19 protein-coding genes are annotated in these 19897 nt (G+C 70.1%); 10 read left to right on the top strand and 9 right to left on the bottom strand.

The features are described 5' to 3' along the window. Position 1 precedes the first annotated feature (1 nt). Positions 2-199: a hypothetical protein gene (locus TNCT1_RS11930; RefSeq protein ID WP_143630875.1), complete on the top strand. Its 198-nt coding sequence runs from the start codon at positions 2-4 to the stop codon at positions 197-199. Between the two features lie 21 nt (positions 200-220). Here the strand turns inward: TNCT1_RS11930 and TNCT1_RS11925 are convergent, their stop codons facing one another. Continuing rightward, positions 221-526 carry a metal-sensitive transcriptional regulator gene (locus TNCT1_RS11925; protein WP_143630874.1) on the bottom strand — a complete coding sequence of 102 codons (306 nt, stop codon included), beginning with the start codon at positions 524-526 and terminating at the stop codon, positions 221-223. 206 nt (positions 527-732) lie between these two features. Here TNCT1_RS11925 and TNCT1_RS11920 point away from each other — a divergent pair, with 206 nt between their 5' ends. Both TNCT1_RS11920 and TNCT1_RS11915 read left to right on the top strand, forming a co-directional pair. Then, a complete protein-coding gene (locus TNCT1_RS11920) occupies positions 733-1353 on the top strand; it encodes a DUF47 domain-containing protein (protein ID WP_073901268.1) in 621 nt (206 codons plus the stop codon). A 7-nt stretch (positions 1354-1360) separates the two neighbouring features. Next, complete coding sequence (locus tag TNCT1_RS11915) at positions 1361-2359, top strand: inorganic phosphate transporter (protein ID WP_143630873.1); 999 nt, start codon at positions 1361-1363, stop codon at positions 2357-2359. Positions 2360-2469: 110 nt separating this feature from the next. Here the strand turns inward: TNCT1_RS11915 and pstB are convergent, their stop codons facing one another. The 4 genes from pstB to pstS form a co-directional block, all read right to left on the bottom strand. Beyond that, positions 2470-3246, bottom strand: a complete 777-nt coding sequence (gene pstB, locus TNCT1_RS11910) for a phosphate ABC transporter ATP-binding protein PstB (RefSeq protein ID WP_143630872.1) — start codon at positions 3244-3246, stop codon at positions 2470-2472. Positions 3247-3311: 65 nt separating this feature from the next. Then, positions 3312-4373, bottom strand: a complete 1062-nt coding sequence (pstA, locus tag TNCT1_RS11905) for a phosphate ABC transporter permease PstA (RefSeq protein WP_143630871.1) — start codon at positions 4371-4373, stop codon at positions 3312-3314. After that, positions 4370-5377: a phosphate ABC transporter permease subunit PstC gene (gene pstC / locus TNCT1_RS11900; RefSeq protein WP_143630870.1), complete on the bottom strand. Its 1008-nt coding sequence runs from the start codon at positions 5375-5377 to the stop codon at positions 4370-4372. Before pstC ends, pstA begins: the two co-directional genes overlap by 4 nt. Before the next feature lie 136 nt (positions 5378-5513). Further along, positions 5514-6641 carry a phosphate ABC transporter substrate-binding protein PstS gene (gene pstS / locus TNCT1_RS11895; protein ID WP_174266286.1) on the bottom strand — a complete coding sequence of 376 codons (1128 nt, stop codon included), beginning with the start codon at positions 6639-6641 and terminating at the stop codon, positions 5514-5516. A 323-nt stretch (positions 6642-6964) separates the two neighbouring features. On the opposite strand from pstS, the gene TNCT1_RS11890 reads away from it, so the two are divergent. Continuing rightward, positions 6965-8524, top strand: coding sequence for an FAD-binding oxidoreductase (locus TNCT1_RS11890; protein WP_143630868.1), 1560 nt, complete (start codon positions 6965-6967; stop codon positions 8522-8524). 40 nt (positions 8525-8564) lie between these two features. Here TNCT1_RS11890 and TNCT1_RS11885 read toward each other — a convergent pair whose 3' ends face one another. The 3 genes from TNCT1_RS11885 to TNCT1_RS11875 form a co-directional block, all read right to left on the bottom strand. Further along, positions 8565-9266: a phosphatase PAP2 family protein gene (locus TNCT1_RS11885; RefSeq protein WP_143630867.1), complete on the bottom strand. Its 702-nt coding sequence runs from the start codon at positions 9264-9266 to the stop codon at positions 8565-8567. A gap of 230 nt (positions 9267-9496) precedes the next feature. Continuing rightward, positions 9497-10498, bottom strand: coding sequence for an NlpC/P60 family protein (locus TNCT1_RS11880; protein WP_143630866.1), 1002 nt, complete (start codon positions 10496-10498; stop codon positions 9497-9499). A 110-nt stretch (positions 10499-10608) separates the two neighbouring features. Further along, a complete protein-coding gene (locus TNCT1_RS11875) occupies positions 10609-11391 on the bottom strand; it encodes a serine protease (RefSeq protein WP_174266251.1) in 783 nt (260 codons plus the stop codon). Between the two features lie 516 nt (positions 11392-11907). Between TNCT1_RS11875 and TNCT1_RS11870 the strand changes: the two genes are divergently transcribed. The 6 genes from TNCT1_RS11870 (at position 11908) to TNCT1_RS11845 (ending at position 19066) form a co-directional block, all read left to right on the top strand. Beyond that, positions 11908-12216, top strand: coding sequence for a hypothetical protein (locus tag TNCT1_RS11870; protein WP_014673544.1), 309 nt, complete (start codon positions 11908-11910; stop codon positions 12214-12216). Positions 12217-12384: 168 nt separating this feature from the next. Then, positions 12385-13206: a hypothetical protein gene (locus tag TNCT1_RS11865; protein ID WP_143630865.1), complete on the top strand. Its 822-nt coding sequence runs from the start codon at positions 12385-12387 to the stop codon at positions 13204-13206. Beyond that, positions 13196-14530 (top strand): hypothetical protein, encoded by a 1335-nt coding sequence (locus TNCT1_RS11860; protein ID WP_143630864.1) that lies wholly within the window; start codon positions 13196-13198, stop codon positions 14528-14530. Before TNCT1_RS11865 ends, TNCT1_RS11860 begins: the two co-directional genes overlap by 11 nt. A 14-nt stretch (positions 14531-14544) precedes the next feature. Beyond that, entirely contained in the window at positions 14545-16083 is a 1539-nt protein-coding gene (locus TNCT1_RS11855) for an SCO6880 family protein (RefSeq protein WP_143631475.1), read from the top strand. 14 nt (positions 16084-16097) lie between these two features. Further along, positions 16098-17510, top strand: a complete 1413-nt coding sequence (locus TNCT1_RS11850) for an ATP-binding protein (RefSeq protein ID WP_143630863.1) — start codon at positions 16098-16100, stop codon at positions 17508-17510. Between the two features lie 11 nt (positions 17511-17521). Beyond that, positions 17522-19066: a type IV secretory system conjugative DNA transfer family protein gene (locus TNCT1_RS11845; RefSeq protein ID WP_143630862.1), complete on the top strand. Its 1545-nt coding sequence runs from the start codon at positions 17522-17524 to the stop codon at positions 19064-19066. Between the two features lie 49 nt (positions 19067-19115). Here the strand turns inward: TNCT1_RS11845 and TNCT1_RS11840 are convergent, their stop codons facing one another. Further along, positions 19116-19676: a GNAT family N-acetyltransferase gene (locus TNCT1_RS11840; protein WP_174266249.1), complete on the bottom strand. Its 561-nt coding sequence runs from the start codon at positions 19674-19676 to the stop codon at positions 19116-19118. Positions 19677-19897 lie beyond the last annotated feature (221 nt).

Genomic DNA, 19897 nt, shown 5'->3' with positions numbered 1-19897 from the left:
GGTGACGCACGTGGCTCCGCTCGGCGGTACGGCAGTTCAGGACCACGTGGCCCTCGCCGAGATCGAACTGTGCGGAGAGCTGATCATCGCCGCCTCGGCCGCCGAGGACCGGCTGAGCCTGGAGAGCATCGACGAGGTGCTGCGGGTGGCCGAGGAGCGGAAACCCGCCGACCGCCCCCGCGGCCGGGACCGGCGCTGAGCGCGGCGGCGCTCACCCCGCTCAGGTCCGCAGCAGCCGGCCGATCGCCTTCGTCGCCTCGTCCACCTTGGCGTCGATCTCGTCGCCGCCCCTGAGGGCCGCGTCCGCCACGCAGTGCCGCAGGTGCTCCTCCAGCAGTTGCAGCGCGAAGGACTGCAGGGCCTTGGTGGAGGCGGAGACCTGGGTGAGTATGTCGATGCAGTACGTGTCCTCCTCGACCATGCGCTGCAGGCCGCGGATCTGGCCCTCGATGCGGCGCAGCCGCTTGAGGTGCTCGTCCTTCTGCTTGTGGTAGCCGTGCGTGGCGCCGGCCTCGGTCGTCGTCATCACGGGCCTCCATGTCGGGACGAGCTGCGGATACATACCCCTAGTGGGTATATGGTAACGAATTTCGCGGGGTAGAGGGGCCTTGGTACGCCCCCGTGCTGATCGATTCGAACGATGGGCGACACTGGATGACGGCCCGATAGCCGTGGCCGGATGTTGCGCCTAGCATCAGCCTGACCGAAACCGAAGCACCTAGAGGACCCCACGTGCGCTTTCGTCTGACCCCCAGGGAGACGAGCTTCTACGACATGTTCGCCGCGTCCGCGGACAACATCGTCACCGGCTCGAAGCTCCTGATGGAACTGCTCGGGGCGGACTCTTCCGCCCGGGCCGAGATCGCAGAGCGTATGCGGGCCGCGGAACACGCAGGTGACGACGCCACGCACGCGATCTTCCACCAGCTGAACTCCTCCTTCATCACGCCCTTCGACCGCGAGGACATCTACACCCTCGCCGGATCCCTGGACGACATCATGGACTTCATGGAGGAAGCCGTCGACCTGGTCGTCCTCTACAACGTCGAGGAGCTGCCGAAGGGCGTCGAGCAGCAGATCGAGGTGCTGGCCAGGGCGGCCGAGCTGACCGCGGAGGCGATGCCGAACCTCCGCACGATGGACAACCTCACCGAGTACTGGATCGAGGTCAACCGGCTGGAGAACCAGGCCGACCAGATCCACCGCAAGCTGCTGGCGCACCTCTTCAACGGCAAGTACGACGCGATCGAGGTGCTGAAGCTGAAGCAGATCGTGGACGTGCTCGAGGAGGCGGCGGACGCGTTCGAGCACGTGGCGAACACGGTGGAGACCATCGCCGTCAAGGAGTCCTGAGGCGTCGATGGACACCTTCGCCCTGATCGTGACCGTCGCGGTCGCGCTCTTCTTCACGTACACGAACGGCTTCCACGACTCCGCGAACGCGATCGCGACCTCGGTCTCGACGCGGGCGCTGACCCCGCGGGCGGCGCTCGCCATGGCCGCGGTGATGAACCTCGCCGGCGCCTTCATGGGCTCCGGGGTCGCCAAGACGGTCAGTGAGGGCCTGATCGAGACCCCGCAGGGCTCCAAGGGGATGGCCATCCTCTTCGCGGCCCTGATCGGCGCCATCGTCTGGAACCTGCTGACCTGGTACTTCGGCCTGCCCTCCTCGTCCTCGCACGCCCTGTTCGGCGGCATGGTGGGCGCGGCGCTGGCGGGCGGCACCGAGGTGCTCTGGAACGGCGTCCTGAACAAGATCGTCATTCCGATGTTCCTGTCGCCGGTCGTCGGCATCATCGTCGGCTACCTGGTGATGACGGCCATCCTGTGGCTGTTCCGCCGCTCCAACCCGCACAAGGCCAAGCGGGGCTTCCGGATAGCGCAGACCGTGTCGGCGGCCGCGATGGCCCTCGGACACGGCCTGCAGGACGCCCAGAAGACCATGGGTGTCGTGGTGCTGGCCCTGGTCATCTCCGGTCACGAGACCTTCGGCGACCCGATCCCGGTCTGGGTCAAGATCGTCTGCGCCGTGATGCTGTCCCTGGGCACCTACGCCGGCGGCTGGCGGATCATGCGCACCCTCGGCCGCAAGATCATCGAGCTGGACCCGCCGCAGGGCTTCGCGGCGGAGGCGACGGGCGCGTCGATCATGTTCACCACGGCGTTCCTGTTCAAGGCGCCGATCTCCACCACCCATGTCATCACCTCGGCGATCATGGGCGTGGGCGCGACGAAGCGGGTGAACGCGGTGCGCTGGGGCGTGGCCAAGAACATCGTCCTCGGCTGGTTCATCACCATGCCGGCCGCGGCCCTGGTCGCGGCGGCGGCCTTCGGCATCGTGAACCTGACCGTGCTCTAGCCGGCCGGCCCCGAGAACGCGATCGGGCCCGCCCCCGGGGATTGCCGGGGGCGGGCCCTTTTGCGTCCTCGCGGTGGCACCGCCATGCAGCACCGCGAGGGGATCTGGGACTACCCGAAGCGCCCGGAGATGTAGTCCTCCGTGGCCTGCACCGACGGGTTGGAGAAGATCCGCTCGGTGTCGTCGATCTCGATCAGCCGGCCGGGCTGGCCGACCGCCGCCAGGTTGAAGAACGCCGTACGGTCCGACACGCGGGCCGCCTGCTGCATGTTGTGCGTCACGATGACGATCGTGAAGCGCTCCTTCAGCTCACCGATCAGGTCCTCGATGGCGAGCGTGGAGATCGGGTCCAGGGCCGAGCAGGGCTCGTCCATCAGCAGCACCTTCGGCTCCACTGCGATCGCCCGCGCGATGCACAGCCGCTGCTGCTGACCGCCGGACAGGCCGGACCCGGGCTTGTTCAGCCGGTCCTTGACCTCGTTCCAGAGGTTCGCGCCCTTCAGCGACTTCTCCACGATGTCGCTGAGCTCGGACTTCTTGTAGTTGCCGTTCAGCCGCAGCCCCGCCGCCACGTTGTCGAAGATCGACATCGTCGGGAAGGGGTTCGGCCGCTGGAACACCATGCCGATCTCGCGCCGCACCGACACCGGGTCGATCCCGGCGCCGTACAGGTCCTCGTCGTCCAGCAGCACCTTGCCCTCGACACGGCCGCCGGAGGTCACCTCGTGCATCCGGTTCAGGGTGCGCAGGAACGTCGACTTGCCGCAGCCGGACGGCCCGATGAACGCCGTCACCGAGCGCGGCTCGACCGTCATCGAGATGTCCTCGATCGCCTTGTGGGAGCCGTAGTAAGCGGTGAGTCCGCTCACGTCGATTCGCTTGGCCATAACTACTTCACTTCCAGTCAGTCGCTGAGGGGGTCGCCATGCGGCGGTAGCCGCCAATCGATGCCTTAGCGACCGGTCTTCGGGGCCTTCCAGCGGGCGATGCCCCGGGCCACCATGTTGAGGATCATCACGAAGGCGATCAGCGTGAGCGAGGCCGCCCACGCGCGGTCGTACGCCGCGTTGGCGCCCGCGCTCTGCGAGTACTGCTGGTAGATGTACAGCGGCAGCGACGCCTGCGCGCCCTCGAAGGGGTTGTTGTTGATGAAGGGGTTGCCGAACACCAGCAGCAGCACCGGCGCGGTCTCGCCCGCGATACGGGCGACGGCGAGCATGACGCCGGTGGTGATGCCGCCGATCGAGGTCGGCAGGACCACCTTGAGGATGGTGCGCCACTTCGGCACGCCCAGCGCCAGCGACGCCTCGCGCAGCTCGTTCGGCACGAGCTTGAGCATCTCCTCGGTGGAGCGGACCACGACGGGCATCATCAGGATGGCCAGCGCGAGCGAGCCGGCGAAACCGAAGGGCTGCATCTCGAAGATCAGCATCAGGCTGAGGATGAACAGGCCCGCGACGATCGAGGGGATGCCGGTCATCACGTCGACGAAGAAGGTGACGGACTTGGCGAGCCTGCCGCGCCCGTACTCCACCAGGTAGATCGCGGTGAGGATGCCGACCGGCGCGCCGATCAGGGTGGCGAGGCCGACCTGCTCCAGGCTGCCGATGATGGCCGCGTAGATGCCGCCGCCCGGCTCGGAGTCGGCGACGACCCCCATGGAGTGGGTCAGGAAGTAGAGGTCGAGGACCTTCACACCGCGCGCCACGGTCACCCAGATCAGGGAGACCAGCGGGACGACGGCGAGCAGGAAGGCGACCCAGACGAGCGAGGTGGCGACGCGGTCCCTGGCCTGGCGGCGGCCCTCGACGCGGGCGGCGATGCCGAACGTGCCGAGGATGAACAGGATCGCGGCGATCAGACCCCACTGGACCTTGCTGTCCAGGCCGGCGGCGAGGCCGATGCCGACCGCGACCACGAGGGAACCGGCGGCGATGGCCCAGGGGGACCACTTCGGCAGGCTCGCGCCGCGCAGCGAGCCGGCGTGCTTGTCGGCGAGGCTGGCGGTGCTCATGCGTTGGCCCCCGAGTACTCCTTGCGGCGGGCGATGATCGCCCGGGCCGCGCCGTTGACCAGCAGGGTGATGACGAACAGGACCAGACCGGAGGCGATCAGCGCGTCACGGCCGTCCTGCGTCGCCTCGCTGAACTTGCTGGCGATGTTCTGGGCGAAGGTGCCGCCGCCCGGGTCGAGCAGGCTGGCCTGGATGTCGAAGGTCGGGGAGAGCACGGTGGCGACGGCCATGGTCTCGCCGAGGGCGCGGCCGAGGCCGAGCATCGAGGCGGAGATCACGCCGGACCGGCCGAAGGGGATCACCGCCATGCGGATGACCTCCCAGCGCGTGGCGCCGAGGGCCAGCGCGGCCTCCTCGTGCATCTGCGGGACCTGCCGGAAGACCTCACGGCTCACGTTGGTGATGATCGGCAGGATCATGATCGCGAGCAGGATGCCGACGGTGAGCATCGAGCGCGGGGCGCCGCCCTGCCAGTCGAAGACGCCGGTCCAGCCGAGGTACCTGTCCAGCCAGCCGTAGAGGCCGGTCATGTGCGGCACGAGGACCAGCGCGCCCCACAGGCCGTACACGATGGACGGCACGGCGGCGAGCAGGTCGATCACGTACGCGACCGGGCCGGCCAGCCTGCGCGGCGCGTAGTGCGTGATGAACAGCGCGATGGCGACCGAGACCGGGACCGCGATGGCCATGGCGACGAGCGAGGAGACGATCGTGCCGAAGGCCAGCACCGCGATGCCGAAGACCGGCGGGTTGAGGTTGGTGTTCCACTCGAAGGTGGTCAGGAAGTTGCCGTGGTCCTTGCTGATCGCGAGGGAGGCGCGGTAGGTGAGGAAGACCGCGATCGCGGCCATGATCACCAGCAGCAGGATGCCCGAGCCCCGGGACAGGCCGAGGAAGACGCGGTCACCGGGGCGGCTCGCGCCGCGGGCGTTGCGTGCCTGCTCGGTCAGGGTCGGCTGGGGGCTGGGCGGAAGCGAGTCTGTTTTCCGTGTCGATATGTCCATCGGGTTCTCCGGTCTGCGGAGCCGCTTCGGTGGGCGGCTCGGTGGAGCCGGACGCCCGACGGGGGCGGCGCGGCTCCGGGCGGCGGTGCACCGGACGGTGCGGTCCGGCCCCTGCGGGGGCCGGACCGCACTCGGATCAGCTCAGGCCCTCGATGGTGGTGCGGACCTTGGCGATGATCTCGTTAGGGACGGGCGCGTAGTCGATGCCCGAGAGGACCTTCTGGCCGTCCTCGCTGGCGATGTAGCGCAGGAAGGCCTTGGTGGCGGGCAGGCTGTCCGCCTTGTTGCCCTTGTCGCAGACGATCTCGTACGTGACCAGGGTGATCGGGTAGGCGCCCTCGGCCTTGGTCTTGTAGTCGAGCTGGAGCGACAGGTCCTTGCCGGTGCCGACGACCTTGGCGGCCGCGATGTCGGCGGTGGCGCTCTCGGTGCTGGGCGCGACCGGCTTGCTGGCGCCCGTGTCGATGGAGACGGCCTTGATGCCGTCCGAGACGTAGGACAGCTCGAAGTAGCCGATGGCGCCGGAGGTCTGCTTCACCTGCTGGGCCACGCCCGCGGACTGCGGAGCGGACTGGCCGCCCTTGGCCTGCCAGGCCTTGCCGCCGGAGTACTTCCAGTTGCCCGGGGTGGTGGCGATCAGGTACTTGGTGAAGTTGTCCGTGGTGCCGGACTCGTCCGAGCGGTGGAACGGCTGGATCTTGAGGTCGGGGAGCTTCGCCGACGGGTTCAGCTTCTTGATCGCCGGGTCGTTCCACTTGGTGATCTTGCTGTCGAAGATCTTGGCGAGGGTCGGCGCGTCCAGGACCAGGTTGTCCACACCCGGGACGTTGTAGCCGACGGCGATCGGGCCGCCGACCATCGGCAGGTCGATGCCCTGGCCGCCGGCGCAGACCTTCTTGGAGGCGGTGACCTCTTCCGGCTTCAGCGCGGAGTCGGAACCGGCGAAGGCGACCTGGCCCTGGGTGAACGCGGTGACACCGGCGCCGGAGCCGCCGCCCTTGTAGTTGATCTGCACGCCACAGGCCTGCGAGAAGCTCTTCACCCAGGCGTCGATCGCGTTCTTCTGCGCGGAGGAGCCGTCGGCGAGGAGCTGGCCCTTGGCGCCGTCGCACTTGATGGAGCTGGCGCTGGTCGACGACGAAGAACCGTCGGTCGTCTTCTTGCCCGTGTCGTCGGAGCCGCACGCCGTCAGGGCCAGGGCGCCGGAGACGGCGACAGCACCGAGCGAGAGGGCGCGCAGCCGGTTCTTGCGCTGAAGCTTCACTTTCGGGAGTTCCTTCCAGGAGCCGCCGCAGTCGGCGGCGTGCGAAGTCATCGAAGGTGCATGAGCGCGTTCATGGCCGCCCCGAGCACCGCGTAAGGCCGAAATTAGGCAGAACAGGTGAAGCCGCCGATGGCCGGAAGTGAACGAGGGGTGAACCCCTGCCGTCGGCCCGGTGAGGTCACGGAATGCTCACGGGGAGAGCACGTGCAGGTTCCGACATCCGTGTCGCGCGGACACGTCTTCGGTGCTCTTCCGCGTGCGACGGGAACCCGTGTGCGCATGGCGTCGTCTCGTTCCAGGGAAGCCGAGGAAAGGCGACGGACATGGAACGGCGTACGTTCATCACCGGCGGTACGGCCGCGCTGGCCACCACCGCGCTGGCAGGCTGCAGTTCCGGCACGGACGCCTCCGCGCGATCCTCGGCACGCTCCTCCTCATCCTCCGGTACGGCGCTGAAGACCACCAGCCAGGCCGCCGCCGCCAACTGGGCCGCCCTCGCACGCGACCTGGACGGCACCCTGGTGCGCCCCGGCGACGCGGCCTGGAAGACGGCCCACCAGCTCTACAACACCCGCTTCGACGGCCTGAAACCGGCCGCGGTGGCCTACGTCGCCCACACCGCCGACATCCGCACGACGCTGGCGTACGCGACGGCCCACGGCATACGCGTGTCGATACGCAACGGCGGCCACTCCTACGCGGGCTACTCCTCCGGCGACAACCGCCTCGTCCTCGACGTCTCCCGGCTGAACCGGGTCCGGGTGAGCGGCGGGCAGGCGGTGGTCGGCGCCGGCTCCAAACTGATCGACGTCTACCGCGCGCTGGCCGCGAAGGGCGTGACCATACCCGCCGGCTCCTGCCCCACCGTCGGCGTCTCCGGCCTCGTCCTCGGCGGCGGTCACGGTGTCGCCTCCCGTGCCTACGGCCTGACCTGCGACAGCCTCACCCAGGCGACGCTCGTCACCGCCGACGGCACCCAGGTGACCGCCGACGCGCACCACCACTCCGACCTGTTCTGGGCGCTGCGCGGCGCGGGCAACGGCAACTTCGGCGTCGTCACCGAGCTGCACTTCAAGACCCATCCGGCGCCGCAGGCGGTGACGGCGTACCTGGCGTGGCCCTGGTCCAGGGCGGCCGCGGTCGTCAGGGCCTGGCAGGAGTGGGGCCCGTCCCAGCCGGACGAGATCTGGTCCGCACTGCACCTGGCCTGCTCACCGGGCAGGACGCCCACCGTCTCGGTGTCCTGCTTCTCCCTGGGCACCTACGGCGAACTGCAGAACGCCGTGGACCGCCTGGCCCACAGCGCGGGCGCGGACGCCTCCTCGGTCTCCCTGCGCCGCCGGGGCTACGAGGAGGCCATGGAGATCTACGCCGGCTGCTCCGCCTTCTCCGCCGACGCCCAGTGCCATCTGCCCGGCTCCACCCCGGGCCGCTCCGCCCAGGGCAGGCTGGGCCGGGAGACGTACGCGGCCCGCTCCGACTTCTTCGACCGCTCGCTGTCCCCGGCGGGCGTCCAGACCCTGCTCAAGCAGATCGGCTCGGTCCGCGGCGGCGCCGGCAGCATCGCCCTCACCGCGCTCGGCGGTGCGGTCAACCGGGTCTCCCCCACGGCGACCGCCTTCGTCCACCGGCGCTCCCGCATGCTGGCGCAGTACATCGCCTCCTGGGGCGCGGGGGCCTCCGGCGCCACGGCGCAGTCCTGGCTGACGTCGGCTCACCAGGCCATGGCCCCGCACGCCTCCGGCGCGGCCTACCAGAACTACGCGGACCCCACCCTGAAGAACTGGCGCCGGGCCTACTACGGGGACGCGGCCGCACGCCTCGGCACGGTGAAGAAGCAGTACGACCCGGACCGCTTCTTCTCCTACGCGCAGGGCCTGTAGCCGCCGGGCCGCGCCAGGCGCCGGGTGCACCGGCGCCCGGTTAAGCCGCCAGATCCCGTTCCTCGGCCTCGAGCGCCTTGCGGGCGCCGGGGAACAGGGCGCCCCGCTGCTGTCCCGCGGAGCGGCTCCGCACGAGCCACCCCGCCCGCCCCGACCGTTCGACGGCCTTCATCAGCGGGGTCAGCAGCGCCATGGCGGGCGGCGACAGCAGCAGCGCGACCGCCGTGCCCAGGGCGAATCCGCCGACGACGTCGGTCGGGTAGTGCACGCCCATGTAGACCCGGCAGAAGCCCTCCAGCAGCGCGAGGCCGATGCCGGCCAGACCGAAGCGGCGGTTGGCCACGAACAGCCCGACCCCCAGCGCCATCGTGATCGTCGCGTGGTCGCTGACGAAGGAGAAGTCCGTCTTCCCGGAGACGAGGACGTCCAGCCCCTGGTGATCCACGAAGGGGCGGGGCCGCTCGACGAAACCGCGTATCGGCACGTTCACCAGGACCGCGAGCCCGGCCGCCAGCGGGGCCCACACGAGAGCCGCGACCGAGGAGGCCGCCTCCTCGCCGCCCCGGCGCCGCACGGACCACCAGCACCACAGCACGAGCAGCACCATGCCCAGCAGCAGCCCGTACTCACCGACGAACTCCATGACCCGGTCGAACCAGTGCGGCGCGTCCTTCGCCAGGCCGTTGATGTCGTACAGCAGGCCGACGTCGGGGTTCGATCCGGATTCGGCGAGTACAGCCATGGTGCTGCGGCCCCTTCGTCGTAGTCCCGGACGCACCTCGTGTGCGTCGCTCCGGCTCCCCGTGGTTCGTAGATCCGCATCCGCTGCACTGCCGCACTGACGTCCGCTCGGCTACGTCAACAGGAACGCACGACCTCCGTCCATACGTTCCACTCTCCACCGAATGATCACGCAGACGTTATCGAAGAGAGACTCATCTCCGCAGCTCAGGGGGCAGGTTCACGCTCGGTTCACACGTCCGTGGGGAGTGCTTTTGCGCCATCTTCGGTCACCCGGGTGGCGCCGAAGTAGTCGGGGGTGTCGACGGGGTCGAACCGGATGACGGCACCCGTCCTCGGCGCGTCGATCATGTACCCGCCGCCGACGTAGATGCCCACGTGCCGGATGGCCCGCGAGTCGGTGAGGTCGTCGGAGAAGAACACCAGATCGCCCGGCAGCAGTTCGGCCCGGGAGGGGTGCGGGCCGGCGTTGTACTGGTCGTTGGCGACCCGGGGCAGGGGGATGCCGACCTTCTCGTACGCAGCCTTGGTCAGACCCGAGCAGTCGAAGCGTCCTCCCTGGTCGGCGGTGCCGTTGCCGCCCCAGAGATAGGGCGTGCCGAGCTTGCTCTGGGCGAAGGCGATGGCCCCCGCGGCCTGCCGGCTCGGGTCGAGCCGGGTGACCGGGGCGGCGAAGCTCTCCTCCAGGCTGCGGATCCGCTTGACGTAGTTCCGCGTCTCGCTGATGGCGGGCACCCCGCCGGACCTGATGACGCGGTACGCACCCGCGTTGTAGGCGGCGAGCATGTTGTCGGAGACGTTCCCGGGAACGTCCTTGACGTACTTGGCGAGTTCGCAGTCGTACGACGCGGCCGACGGAATCGCGTCATTCGGGTCCCAGATGTCACGCCTGCCGTCGCCGTTGCCGTCGATGCCGTGGGTCGCCCAGGTGCTCGGGATGAACTGGGCGATGCCGCGCGCGTCGGCCGGGCTGACGACCGTCGGGTTCCATCCGCTCTCCTGGTAGAGCTGGGCGGCGAGCAGCGCCGGGCTCAGCGCGGGGCACAGGTTGCCCCACCGCTGCACAAGCTGCTTGTAGGCGGCCGGCACGGCGCCCTTCGCGAGCCCGCGACTACCCGTGGCGACGTCGTTGACGAGGTTTCCGGCGACCACGTACACACCGACGACGAGCAGCATGACGAAACCCATGCCGAGCCCGACCGCCGCACCCCCGAGCACCCATACCTTCCGCACGGTCCAACTCTCCCCCATGCCGCACCATTTCCAGTCCTGTTCGGACCGAAGTGTCGCCAAATCACAGGGGAACGACGGGAACGGCGGCGCGTGCGGCGGGTGACGCGCACTCAGAACGCGGCCGTGGCCTCCCGGTACAGCTCCGCCGCCGAATCGCGCAGCACCACGCTGTAGGAGACGTCGTCCGTGTCCCCGCCCTCCTCGTGCCCGCCGAGCACCCCGACGACCTGCCCGTCGGCGTCGGTCCACGGACTGCCGCTGGTGCCGCCCGGGAAGCCGGGGCAGTCGATGCGCTGCTGGGCGGGGCCGCGCCGGTCCGGCCTGTTGGTGCAGCTGACCGGCTTCTCCAGGGAGTCGGGGTAGCCGGTCACCGTCACGGCGGTGGCGCCGGTGGCCGCCCCGGCCCGGAACCGGTTCGCCCCGACCACGTCCTCGATCCTCCGGCCGTCCAGCGCGTCCAGGTGCGCCAGGGCGACGTCGCTGTCCTCGTCCTGCCCGTTCACCCACCCGTACGGCACGTACGGCCTCCCCACCCGCCACACGCCGTACGGCGCCCTGCCGTCCCGGTACCCCGGCACGAACACCAGATCGCCGCCGTCGGCGCCGGCCACGCAGTGGGCGGCGGTGACGATCAGGTCGCGCTGCGGACTGTGCACGACCGAGGCGGTGCAGAAGTGCCCGCCGGCCAGCGCGCCGGCCCGGCCGGCCCCGAACAGCGCCCCCACCCGCGCGGTCCGCGCCGTCTCGGCGGCCACGGCCGTGAACCCGAGCGGCCGGGGGCCCGCGTTGGCGGACGCGGCGGAGACGGAGGTCAGCGCGAGCAGCACCGCGGCGCCGAGGAGCGCGGGCCGTGAGGTGAACGAGGCACGTGCGGGGCGAGTGATGCGCTTCATCAGGCCCCCACTCTGCGCCACGAGCCGAGCAAGCCGTACCGACCACACCGAACTCTTACCGCGAGACCTCCCCGGGGGAAGCAGCGCGGCAGCATCCACCGTACTGTCCCGTCGCCACTCCCGCCTCTCCAGCCGTGACAGCCCGTCATCACCCCTGGTCGCGGCACGCAGGATCGTGGCGAGCCGCCGAGGTCGCCGAAAACGCCCCAGTCGCACGCTTGTTCGTACGCCAATCGTGAGAACATCGTCTCGACGCCTCACCCGACCAGCCGTCAGAAAACGTGCACAGTCGTAGAAGGGGTCAACGACGGAACCGCAGGACAGGTTCCGCACCGGCGTCGTTGCCCGGCGTGACCTGCTGTGATACACAGAGTGACCGTACGGGTCACTCGTGCGAAACCCGCGAGCCAATGACGTCAAGTCGACATACGACCGGGGCGTTGTCGGCGAGAATGGACGTGACCTCTGCACACCGCAGGGGGCTTGCGGAACTACCCACCAGGGGCGGTGACTTACATGCTCTTTGCGGCCGACAAGGGAGACATCAACACCATCATCGGCGGGATCGCTCCGGACTGGGGCCCCTTCGGCAGCCTGGGCAACGAGGCCAAGGTGATGATCGAGGTGGTCATGGCCGTGGCCATTCTGCTCTGCCTGGGCATCGCGGTCTGGGGCGCGGCCAAACAGCGGATCGGCGCGACGGCCCTGCGGGACACCTTCAGCGCGGAACAGGGCAAGGGCCTCATCATCGCGGGCCTCACCGGGGTGTTCATCATCGGCTCGCTCGGCACCCTGTTCACCATCGTGTACGGCATGGCGGTCTGACGCCTCCTCCACCGCCGGACAGGCCCGGCCGCCCCCGCCACCCCACCCACCCGTCGTGCCCACCGGCTGAGGTTGCGTTTCCCTGATGTCGAGTCACCACACCGCGCCCGCGCGGGAACCAGCACGGCTACCGTCGTACGCACACGACGTGGAGGGGGCCTACCCGGCATGAGTCCCGGAGACGAGCAGGGTTACACCGAGACGGGCCAGACCCGTACCCGCCTGCCCGGCGGCGACCCCTACGGCGGCGCGCCCCGCAGAACGGGCCGCTCCTCCTCCCGGGGCCTGGTCACGGTCGTCGGCGTGGTGGTCCTCCTCATCGCGGCGATCGCCTTCGCGAACCGGGGGGACGGCTCCGCCACGGACGGCTCCGCCGGCAAGGGCGACCGCCCGAAGGCCGCCCCCACGGCGGCGAGCGGCACCAAGCCGGTCGACACGAAGTCCGCCAACATCCCCTCGGGCTTCGCCCACACGCAACAGGGGGCGCAGAGCGCTGCCGCTAACTATGCGGTGGCTCTGGGGTCGGCGGAGATGTTCAACACCGGCTGGCGGCACCAGATCGTCAACCTCGTCTACGCCCCTGACGCAGCCGCGGCCAAACAGTCCGACATGGACAGCGCCTACTCCAGCGAGAAGTTTCTCGCCAACATCGGCCTGGCGAAGGACGGCTCCGCCCCCAAGGGCCAGACGTTCGTCTCCCGGGTCATCCCCGTCGGCACGAAGGTCGCCTCCTCGGGTACGGACACCATGGCGGTCGAGGTCTGGTACACCTCGCTGTTCGGCCTCTCCGGCGAAGGCTCGACGAACCCGGTGACCGAGAGCTGGTACACCACGACGTACGAGCTGAAGTGGATGAACGGGGACTGGAAGGTCACCGACTTCCAGCAGAAGGACGGACCCGTTCCCGTGGGTCGTGATCAGACGGCGTCCACCGCCGACGACATGACGAAGGCCGTCGAGGAGTACGGAGGGTTCACGTATGCGCGCTAACCGCCGCATCCTCAGGATCACGGCTGTTCTCGGAACCATCCAGACCGCCACGGTGCTGTTGGCCACCCACGCCGTCGCCGCTCCCTCGCCCACACCCACACCGACGAAGAGCGACGACGCCTGCGACCTTATCCGCGGCGCTGCCAAGCAGTTCTGCGAGAAGGACAAAGGCGGCTCCAAAAAAGGTCTCACCACCCCCGACAACCCCCTCACCTCCACCCTCGACCCCCTCTCCTCCCTCGGCAAGGGCTGCGCGGACGCCGCGTCCTGGACCATCGGCAAGCTCAGCGACGCCGTGAAGGAGACCGCGAACGTCGACTTCACGAACACCAAGTTCCTGCAGCAGTACGCCGTCGTCTTCGCGGCCTCCACGATCCTCACGCTCCTGCTGTGGCTGCTGGCCGTCGCCAAGCGGGCCGTGCGCGGCGTGCCGCTGACCACCGCCATCTCGGAGGCCGTCGGCTTCCTGTGGCTGACGGTGCTCGCCTCCGCCTTCACCCCGCTGATCCTCTACACCGTCGTCTCCGCGGCCGACGGCGTCACCGACGTCCTCGCCAAGGCCACCGGCGACCAGACCGACACCTTCTTCGGCACCTTCTCCGGCGCCCTGGCCAAGGGCGACGACATCGGCGGCGGACCGATCATGCTGATCGTCGTCTCCCTGGTCAGCATCCTCGCCGCCGGCATCCTCTGGCTGGAGCTGGTGATCCGCGCCGCGCTGCTCTACGTGGGCGCCCTGCTCGGCACCGTCGTCTACGCCGGCCTGGTGGACAAGAACCTGTGGGGCCACGTACGGCGCTGGGCCGGCATCATGATCGCCGTCATCCTGGTCAAACCGGTCATCGTCATCGTGCTCGGCCTGGCCGGCGCACTGGCCGGCGACAACGGCCCCGACGCCTTCTCCGCCGTCGTCTCCGGCCTCGCCATCATCCTGCTCGCCATCTTCGCCAGCGCGATGATCTACCGCTTCGTCCCCGGCTTCGGCGACGAGATCGCCGGCTCCCGCAGCAACCGCATCATGCAGGGCGCCGAGGGCAAGGCCGCCGCGGTGATCAGCTCCCCGGCCACCCTGGTCGCCCAGGGCATCAAGACGCACAGCACCCGCGCCGACAACAACGGCTCGGGCGGCGGCGCCGGCGGCGCCCGCCCCGCCAACCCCGCCTCCGGCGGCGTCGCCGCCCACAGCGGCCGCACCGGGCAGGGCGGCGGCGGAGCAGTCCCCTCCGCCGCGCCGGCGCCACGCGCGCCCAGCCCGGTCAACACCCCGCACGCCGGCAACACACGCAACAGCAGCAGCAACCGCTCAGGAGGTGACGGGCGTTGACGACCGAGTCCCACATGTCCCATCCGGTCACGCCCCGCCGTACGTATCTGATCGGCCGCGCCCGGCCGAACGCGATCATCGGCCGGAACCGCGAGTCCGGCGAGATCGCGCTGATCGTGGCCGGCGCGTTCCTCGGCATGATGTGCGGCCTCCTCGTACCCGTCCTGTCCCTGCGGATCGTGCTGCTGACGGGCTTCCCGCTGCTCGCCCTCGCCGCGGTCTACGTGCCGTACAAGCGCCGCACGTTCTACAAGTGGTTCGAGATCAACCGCTCGTACAAGCGCTCCGTCAAGCGCGGCGCCACCTACCGCTCCGGCGTGGTCGAGGCCGGCACCCGGCTCGACGGGCGGGAGGTGGAGGTCGGGCCGCCGCCCGGCATCGGCCGGATCACCTGGCTCGCCGCGCCGTTCGGACCCGACGAGATCGCCGTGCTGCTGCACGCCGACCGCAAGACCGTCACCGCCGCCATCGAGATCGAGGGCCCCGGCGTCGGCCTGCGCGACTCCGAGGACCAGGAGGCTCTCGTCGACCGCTTCGGCACGCTGCTCAAGCACGTGGCCAACGGCGACGGTTTCGTCACCCGGCTGCAGATGCTCGCCCGCACCCTGCCCGCCGACCCCGACGCCCACGCCAAGGACGTCACCCTGCGCGGCGACGACAAGGCGCCCGACTGGCTGTCCCGGTCCTACGACCAGCTCCAGTCCATGGTGTCCACCAGCAGCGAGCAGCACCGCGCCTACCTCGTCGCCTGCATGCACTACGGCCGCGAACTGGCCGCCGAGGCGAACGCCATGGCCCGGGCCGTCCGCGCGCACGGCGGCAAGGTCGACCGGGACGCCGGGCTCGCCGTCGTCATGGCCCGTGAGCTGACCGACATCTGCTCACGGCTGCAGGAGGCGGACATCCGCGTCCGCCAGCCCCTCGGCCAGGGCCGGCTCGCCTCCCTCATCCACTCCATGTACGACCCGGACCACCCCATCGACCACATCCAGGCGATGACCCAGCGCAACGCCTGGCCGGCCGAACTGGACGCCATGGAGCCCACCTACCTCCAGGCCAAGACCCGCGAGTCCGCCACCCGCGCCCCCTGGTGCCACGCCACCGCCTGGGTGAAGGAGTGGCCGATGACCCCCGTCGGCGTCAACTTCCTCGCGCCCCTGCTCGTCCACACCCCGGACGTCATCCGAACGGTCGCGGTGACGATGGATCTCGAGCCCACCGAGGTTGCCATCGAACGCATGCTGACGGAGAAGACCAACGACGAGGCCGAGGCCTCCCGCGCCGCCAAGATGAACCGCACCGTCGACCCGCGCGACATCGCCGCCCACAACCGGCTCGACCAGCGCGGAGAGGACCTCGCCAGCGGCGCGGCCGGCGTCAACCTGGTCGGCTACATCACCGTCTCCGCACGCTCCCCGGAAGCCCTCAACCGCGACAAGCGGACGATCAGGGCGTCCGCCGGAAAGTCGTACCTGAAGCTGGAGTGGTGCGACCGCGAGCACCACCGGGCGTTCGTGAACACACTTCCCTTCGCCACCGGCATTCGAAGGTAGGGGCTGATGCGCTGATGCGGGACCCGCTGTCCGTCCTCACGGAAGCCTTCACGTCCTTCCTGTTCGGGAAGGTCGAGACGACCCGGCTGCCGGTGCGCACCTCCACGGGCCAGGCCCAGGCGGTCTATCTGCCCACCGCCGCGCCCGGCCTAGGCGACTCAGGCGTCATCATCGGCCGCGAGGTGTACTCCGGGAAGGGCTACATCTACGACCCCTTCCAGCTCTACGGCCAGCAACTGCCGGCCCCCCACTGGCTGGTGCTCGGCGAGTCCGGCAACGGCAAGTCGGCCCTGGAGAAGACGTACGTCCTCAGGCAGCTCCGCTTCAAGGACCGCCAGGTCGTCGTCCTGGACGCCCAGGGCGAGGACGGCGTCGGCGAGTGGAACCTGATCGCGGAGGAACTGGGGATCACCCCCATCCGCCTGGACCCGACCGCCGCCCTCAACCACGGCATCCGCCTCAACCCGCTGGACCCCTCGATCACCACGACGGGTCAGCTCGCGCTGCTGCGGACCATCATCGAGGTCGCCATGGGGCACGGCCTGGACGAGCGCTCCGGCTTCGCCCTGAAGGTCGCGCACTCCTACGTCAACGAGTCCATCGTCGACCGCCAGCCCGTCCTCACCGACATCGTGGAGCAGCTGCGGCACCCGGAGCCGGAGTCCGCGGAGGCGATGAACGTCGCCATAGACGACGTGCGGGCCTGGGGCCTGGACGTCGCCCTGGTCCTGGACCGGCTGGTCGACGGTGACCTGCGGGGCATGTTCGACGGCCCGACCACGGTCGGCATCGACCTGGACGCCCCGCTCATCGTGTTCGACCTGTCCCACATCGACCGCAACTCCATCGCCATGCCGATCCTGATGGCGATCGTCGGCGTGTGGCTCGAGCACACCTGGATCCGTCCCGACCGCAAGAAGCGCATCTTCCTGGTGGAAGAGGCCTGGCACATCATCAACAGCCCGTTCGTGGCACAGCTCTTCCAGCGGCTGCTGAAGTTCGGGCGCCGGCTCGGCCTGTCGTTCGTGGCGGTCGTCCACCACCTGTCCGACGTGGTGGACGGCGCGGCGGCGAAGGAGGCCGCGGCGATCCTGAAGATGGCGTCGACCAGGACCGTCTACGCCCAGAAGGCCGACGAGGCGAGAGCGACGGGCCGGGTCCTCGGCCTGCCGCGCTGGGCGGTCGAGATCATCCCCTCCCTCACCCCGGGCATCGCCGTCTGGGACGTCAACGGCAACGTCCAGGTGGTCAAGCACCTGGTCACGGAGACCGAGCGCCCGCTGGTCTTCACCGACCGCGCGATGACCGAGTCCGCCAGCGACCGGGCGGCCGACGACGCCCTGCGCGCGGCCGAGCTGGAGGCCGAGCAGCGGGCCGCCGCCTTCGTCGAGCAGCACCTGGGCGACTCGGAATCGACGGTGGCGTAGGGGAGGCAGGAGTGAGACCGGACGATCGCCGTGACACCCGCCGGGAGGGTCAGGGCGGGATCCCCGACGGGCTGCTGATCGGCGTCCTCGCGTTCCTCCTCGGAATCACCGTGCTGGTGTGGACGGCCACCGGCCTGGCGGCCCTGTTCGCACACGGCGCCTGGCCCGACGGCGTGACGTTCACCCGCACGGCCCTGGCCATGCGCCACCTCATCGCGCAGCCGCACGACCTGCCCGGCGCCTGGCCGGACACCCCGCCCGGCCGGCTCTCCGGCTGGGGCCTGTTCTGGGGACTGTTCATCGGCCAGCTGATGATCCTGCTCGTCCTCACCCTGTTCGTGATGGGCGCGGTGGCGAGATGGCGGGCGGGCAAGAGGCGGCGCGCCTCCGAGCCGGGCGCGGCACGGGAACGGACGGACGCTCCCGCGCCTGCGCCCGCGGCGCCAGCGGCTCCCGCGGTTCCCGCGCGTGCTCCTGCCCCGGCTGCCGTGCCCGCCGCCGCTCCCGTGCCGGAGACGGCGCACGAGCGGTGGCAGGAAGTCCCGGTGCCGCGCGCGGAACCGTATCCACAGCCTGTGGAAGACTTCGCGGGCGGCGGGGCCCAGGGGACCGGCTGGGAGGCGCACAGCGCCGAGAGCACGGTCCTCTACGGCTCACCTACGACCCGGCACACCGCGGCCGTCCAGGCCGTCCAGGACGCCCAGGGCCCGGCCCTGGTGGTCACCTCGGACCCCGCTCTATGGGCGGAGACCAAGGACGCCAGGGCCAAGCTGGGCCCGGTCCACCTCTACGACCCCGCCCACCGCTGCGACACACCGGCCCGTCTGCACTGGCCCCCCACCAGTGGGTGCGAGGACAAGGAGACGGCGCTGAACCGGGCCGAGGGCCTACTCGGCCCCGTCCGGCCCACCGCCAAGCTCGACCAGGCCGTGGCCGACACCGCCACCACCCTGCTGCGCAGCTACCTCCACGCCGCAGCACTGGAGTCCCGCACCATCCGGCACGTCCACCGCTGGGCCCAGGGCACCCAGGTCCAGGACGCCGTACGCACCCTGCGCACCCATGCCAAGGCGGCCCCCGGCGCCGCGGGCGAACTCGAGGCCGCCCTCACCGCGCACCCCGAACGCCGGGACATGGCACAGGAGCTGATCAGCAGGGCGCTGTCCGCCCTGTCCACCGTCAACATCCGGGAAGCCTGCACGCCAAACCGAACTGATGCGCTCGCCCTGGATTCCTTCGTCCACGAAGGGGGCACGCTTTATGTGGTCGGTGAATCCATCGAGGACCCCAGGACCCACCCGGGTGCGATGCCCCTCCTGACGGCCCTCGTCTCCAGCGTGGTCGAGCGCGGCCGGCGCATGGCCGAACGGTCATCCTCCGGTCGGCTCGACCCACCACTGACCCTTGTCCTGGACGACGTCGCGGCCGTGGCCCCCCTCCCCCAGCTCCCCGGCCTGCTCGCCACCGGAGCCGGCCAGGGCCTGCCCGCCCTCGCCCTGCTCCGCTCCCGCGAACAGGCCCGGGCCCGCTGGCCGCACCAGGAGCTGCCGGCCTGACCGTGCGCTGCGCACCACGGCGGCCCCCGGCCGGCCGCACCCGCGCGGGTCACCGCTCCAGCACGAACTCCAGCTCGTTCTCGGCCTCGTCCTTCGTGAACGTGACGGCCAGCCCGCTCGGCTTGAACCCCGCCTTGCGATAGGCGCCCTGAGCCCGTGCGTTGTCGGCGTGCACGAACAGCCGCACCCGCTCGGCGCCCTGCTGCCAGGCCCAGGAGACGGCGGCGTCGAACAGCGCCTTGACCATCCCGTTGCCCCGGTGCTCCGGCCGGACGAACACCCCGACCAGATGGCCCTGCCGCCGCTCCACCGGATACCCCGCCCAGTCCGTCGTCCCCGGCTGCTCCAGCAGCACGGTGACGGTGCCGGCCCAGCTCCCGTCGGGCAGCTCGGCGATGAACTGCTGCGCGGTGCCGGACCCTGCACCGGACCCGATCGCCCGTTCCTGGTAGAAGGAGTCCGGCCGGGCCATGGCGACGTCGTAGGTCTCGAGGAAGGCGATGTGCGCGACCGGGTCCCGCAGCGCGTCCAGGCGCAACTGCTTCACGGCCGCCCACTCGTCGGGGCGTATGGCACGGACGACGTAGTCATCGCTGGTCGGGGAGTTCATGCGACCACGGTAGCGGCGGCCCTCCCCCGCCCTCACCCGATATACGGACGCCCACTGTGGACCTCACCGAGTACGGCGCTCCTGAGCTGACCACCCCGTGAACGCAGAAAACCCCCGCATCTTTCGATGCGGGGGTTTTCCCAATATTTGTTCGGCGGCGTCCTACTCTCCCACAGGGTCCCCCCTGCAGTACCATCGGCGCTGTGAGGCTTAGCTTCCGG

It is taken from the genome of Streptomyces sp. 1-11 (assembly GCF_007176755.1).
Classification (GTDB): domain Bacteria; phylum Actinomycetota; class Actinomycetes; order Streptomycetales; family Streptomycetaceae; genus Streptomyces.
This window is presented reverse-complemented; position numbering and strand designations above follow the sequence as displayed.

What these genes read in the sequence shown, in the direction of transcription:
- TNCT1_RS11925 (WP_143630874.1), bottom strand. Translation starts at nt 526, where the DNA reads ATGACGACGACCGAGGCCGGCGCCACGCACGGCTACCACAAGCAGAAG.
- TNCT1_RS11915 (WP_143630873.1), top strand. Translation starts at nt 1,361, where the DNA reads ATGGACACCTTCGCCCTGATCGTGACCGTCGCGGTCGCGCTCTTCTTC.
- pstB (WP_143630872.1), bottom strand. Translation starts at nt 3,246, where the DNA reads ATGGCCAAGCGAATCGACGTGAGCGGACTCACCGCTTACTACGGCTCC.
- pstA (WP_143630871.1), bottom strand. Translation starts at nt 4,373, where the DNA reads ATGAGCACCGCCAGCCTCGCCGACAAGCACGCCGGCTCGCTGCGCGGC.
- pstC (WP_143630870.1), bottom strand. Translation starts at nt 5,377, where the DNA reads ATGGACATATCGACACGGAAAACAGACTCGCTTCCGCCCAGCCCCCAG.
- TNCT1_RS11890 (WP_143630868.1), top strand. Translation starts at nt 6,965, where the DNA reads ATGGAACGGCGTACGTTCATCACCGGCGGTACGGCCGCGCTGGCCACC.
- TNCT1_RS11885 (WP_143630867.1), bottom strand. Translation starts at nt 9,266, where the DNA reads ATGGCTGTACTCGCCGAATCCGGATCGAACCCCGACGTCGGCCTGCTG.
- TNCT1_RS11875 (WP_174266251.1), bottom strand. Translation starts at nt 11,391, where the DNA reads ATGAAGCGCATCACTCGCCCCGCACGTGCCTCGTTCACCTCACGGCCC.
- TNCT1_RS11870 (WP_014673544.1), top strand. Translation starts at nt 11,908, where the DNA reads ATGCTCTTTGCGGCCGACAAGGGAGACATCAACACCATCATCGGCGGG.
- TNCT1_RS11865 (WP_143630865.1), top strand. Translation starts at nt 12,385, where the DNA reads ATGAGTCCCGGAGACGAGCAGGGTTACACCGAGACGGGCCAGACCCGT.
- TNCT1_RS11860 (WP_143630864.1), top strand. Translation starts at nt 13,196, where the DNA reads ATGCGCGCTAACCGCCGCATCCTCAGGATCACGGCTGTTCTCGGAACC.
- TNCT1_RS11855 (WP_143631475.1), top strand. Translation starts at nt 14,545, where the DNA reads ATGTCCCATCCGGTCACGCCCCGCCGTACGTATCTGATCGGCCGCGCC.
- TNCT1_RS11850 (WP_143630863.1), top strand. Translation starts at nt 16,098, where the DNA reads ATGCGGGACCCGCTGTCCGTCCTCACGGAAGCCTTCACGTCCTTCCTG.
- TNCT1_RS11840 (WP_174266249.1), bottom strand. Translation starts at nt 19,676, where the DNA reads ATGAACTCCCCGACCAGCGATGACTACGTCGTCCGTGCCATACGCCCC.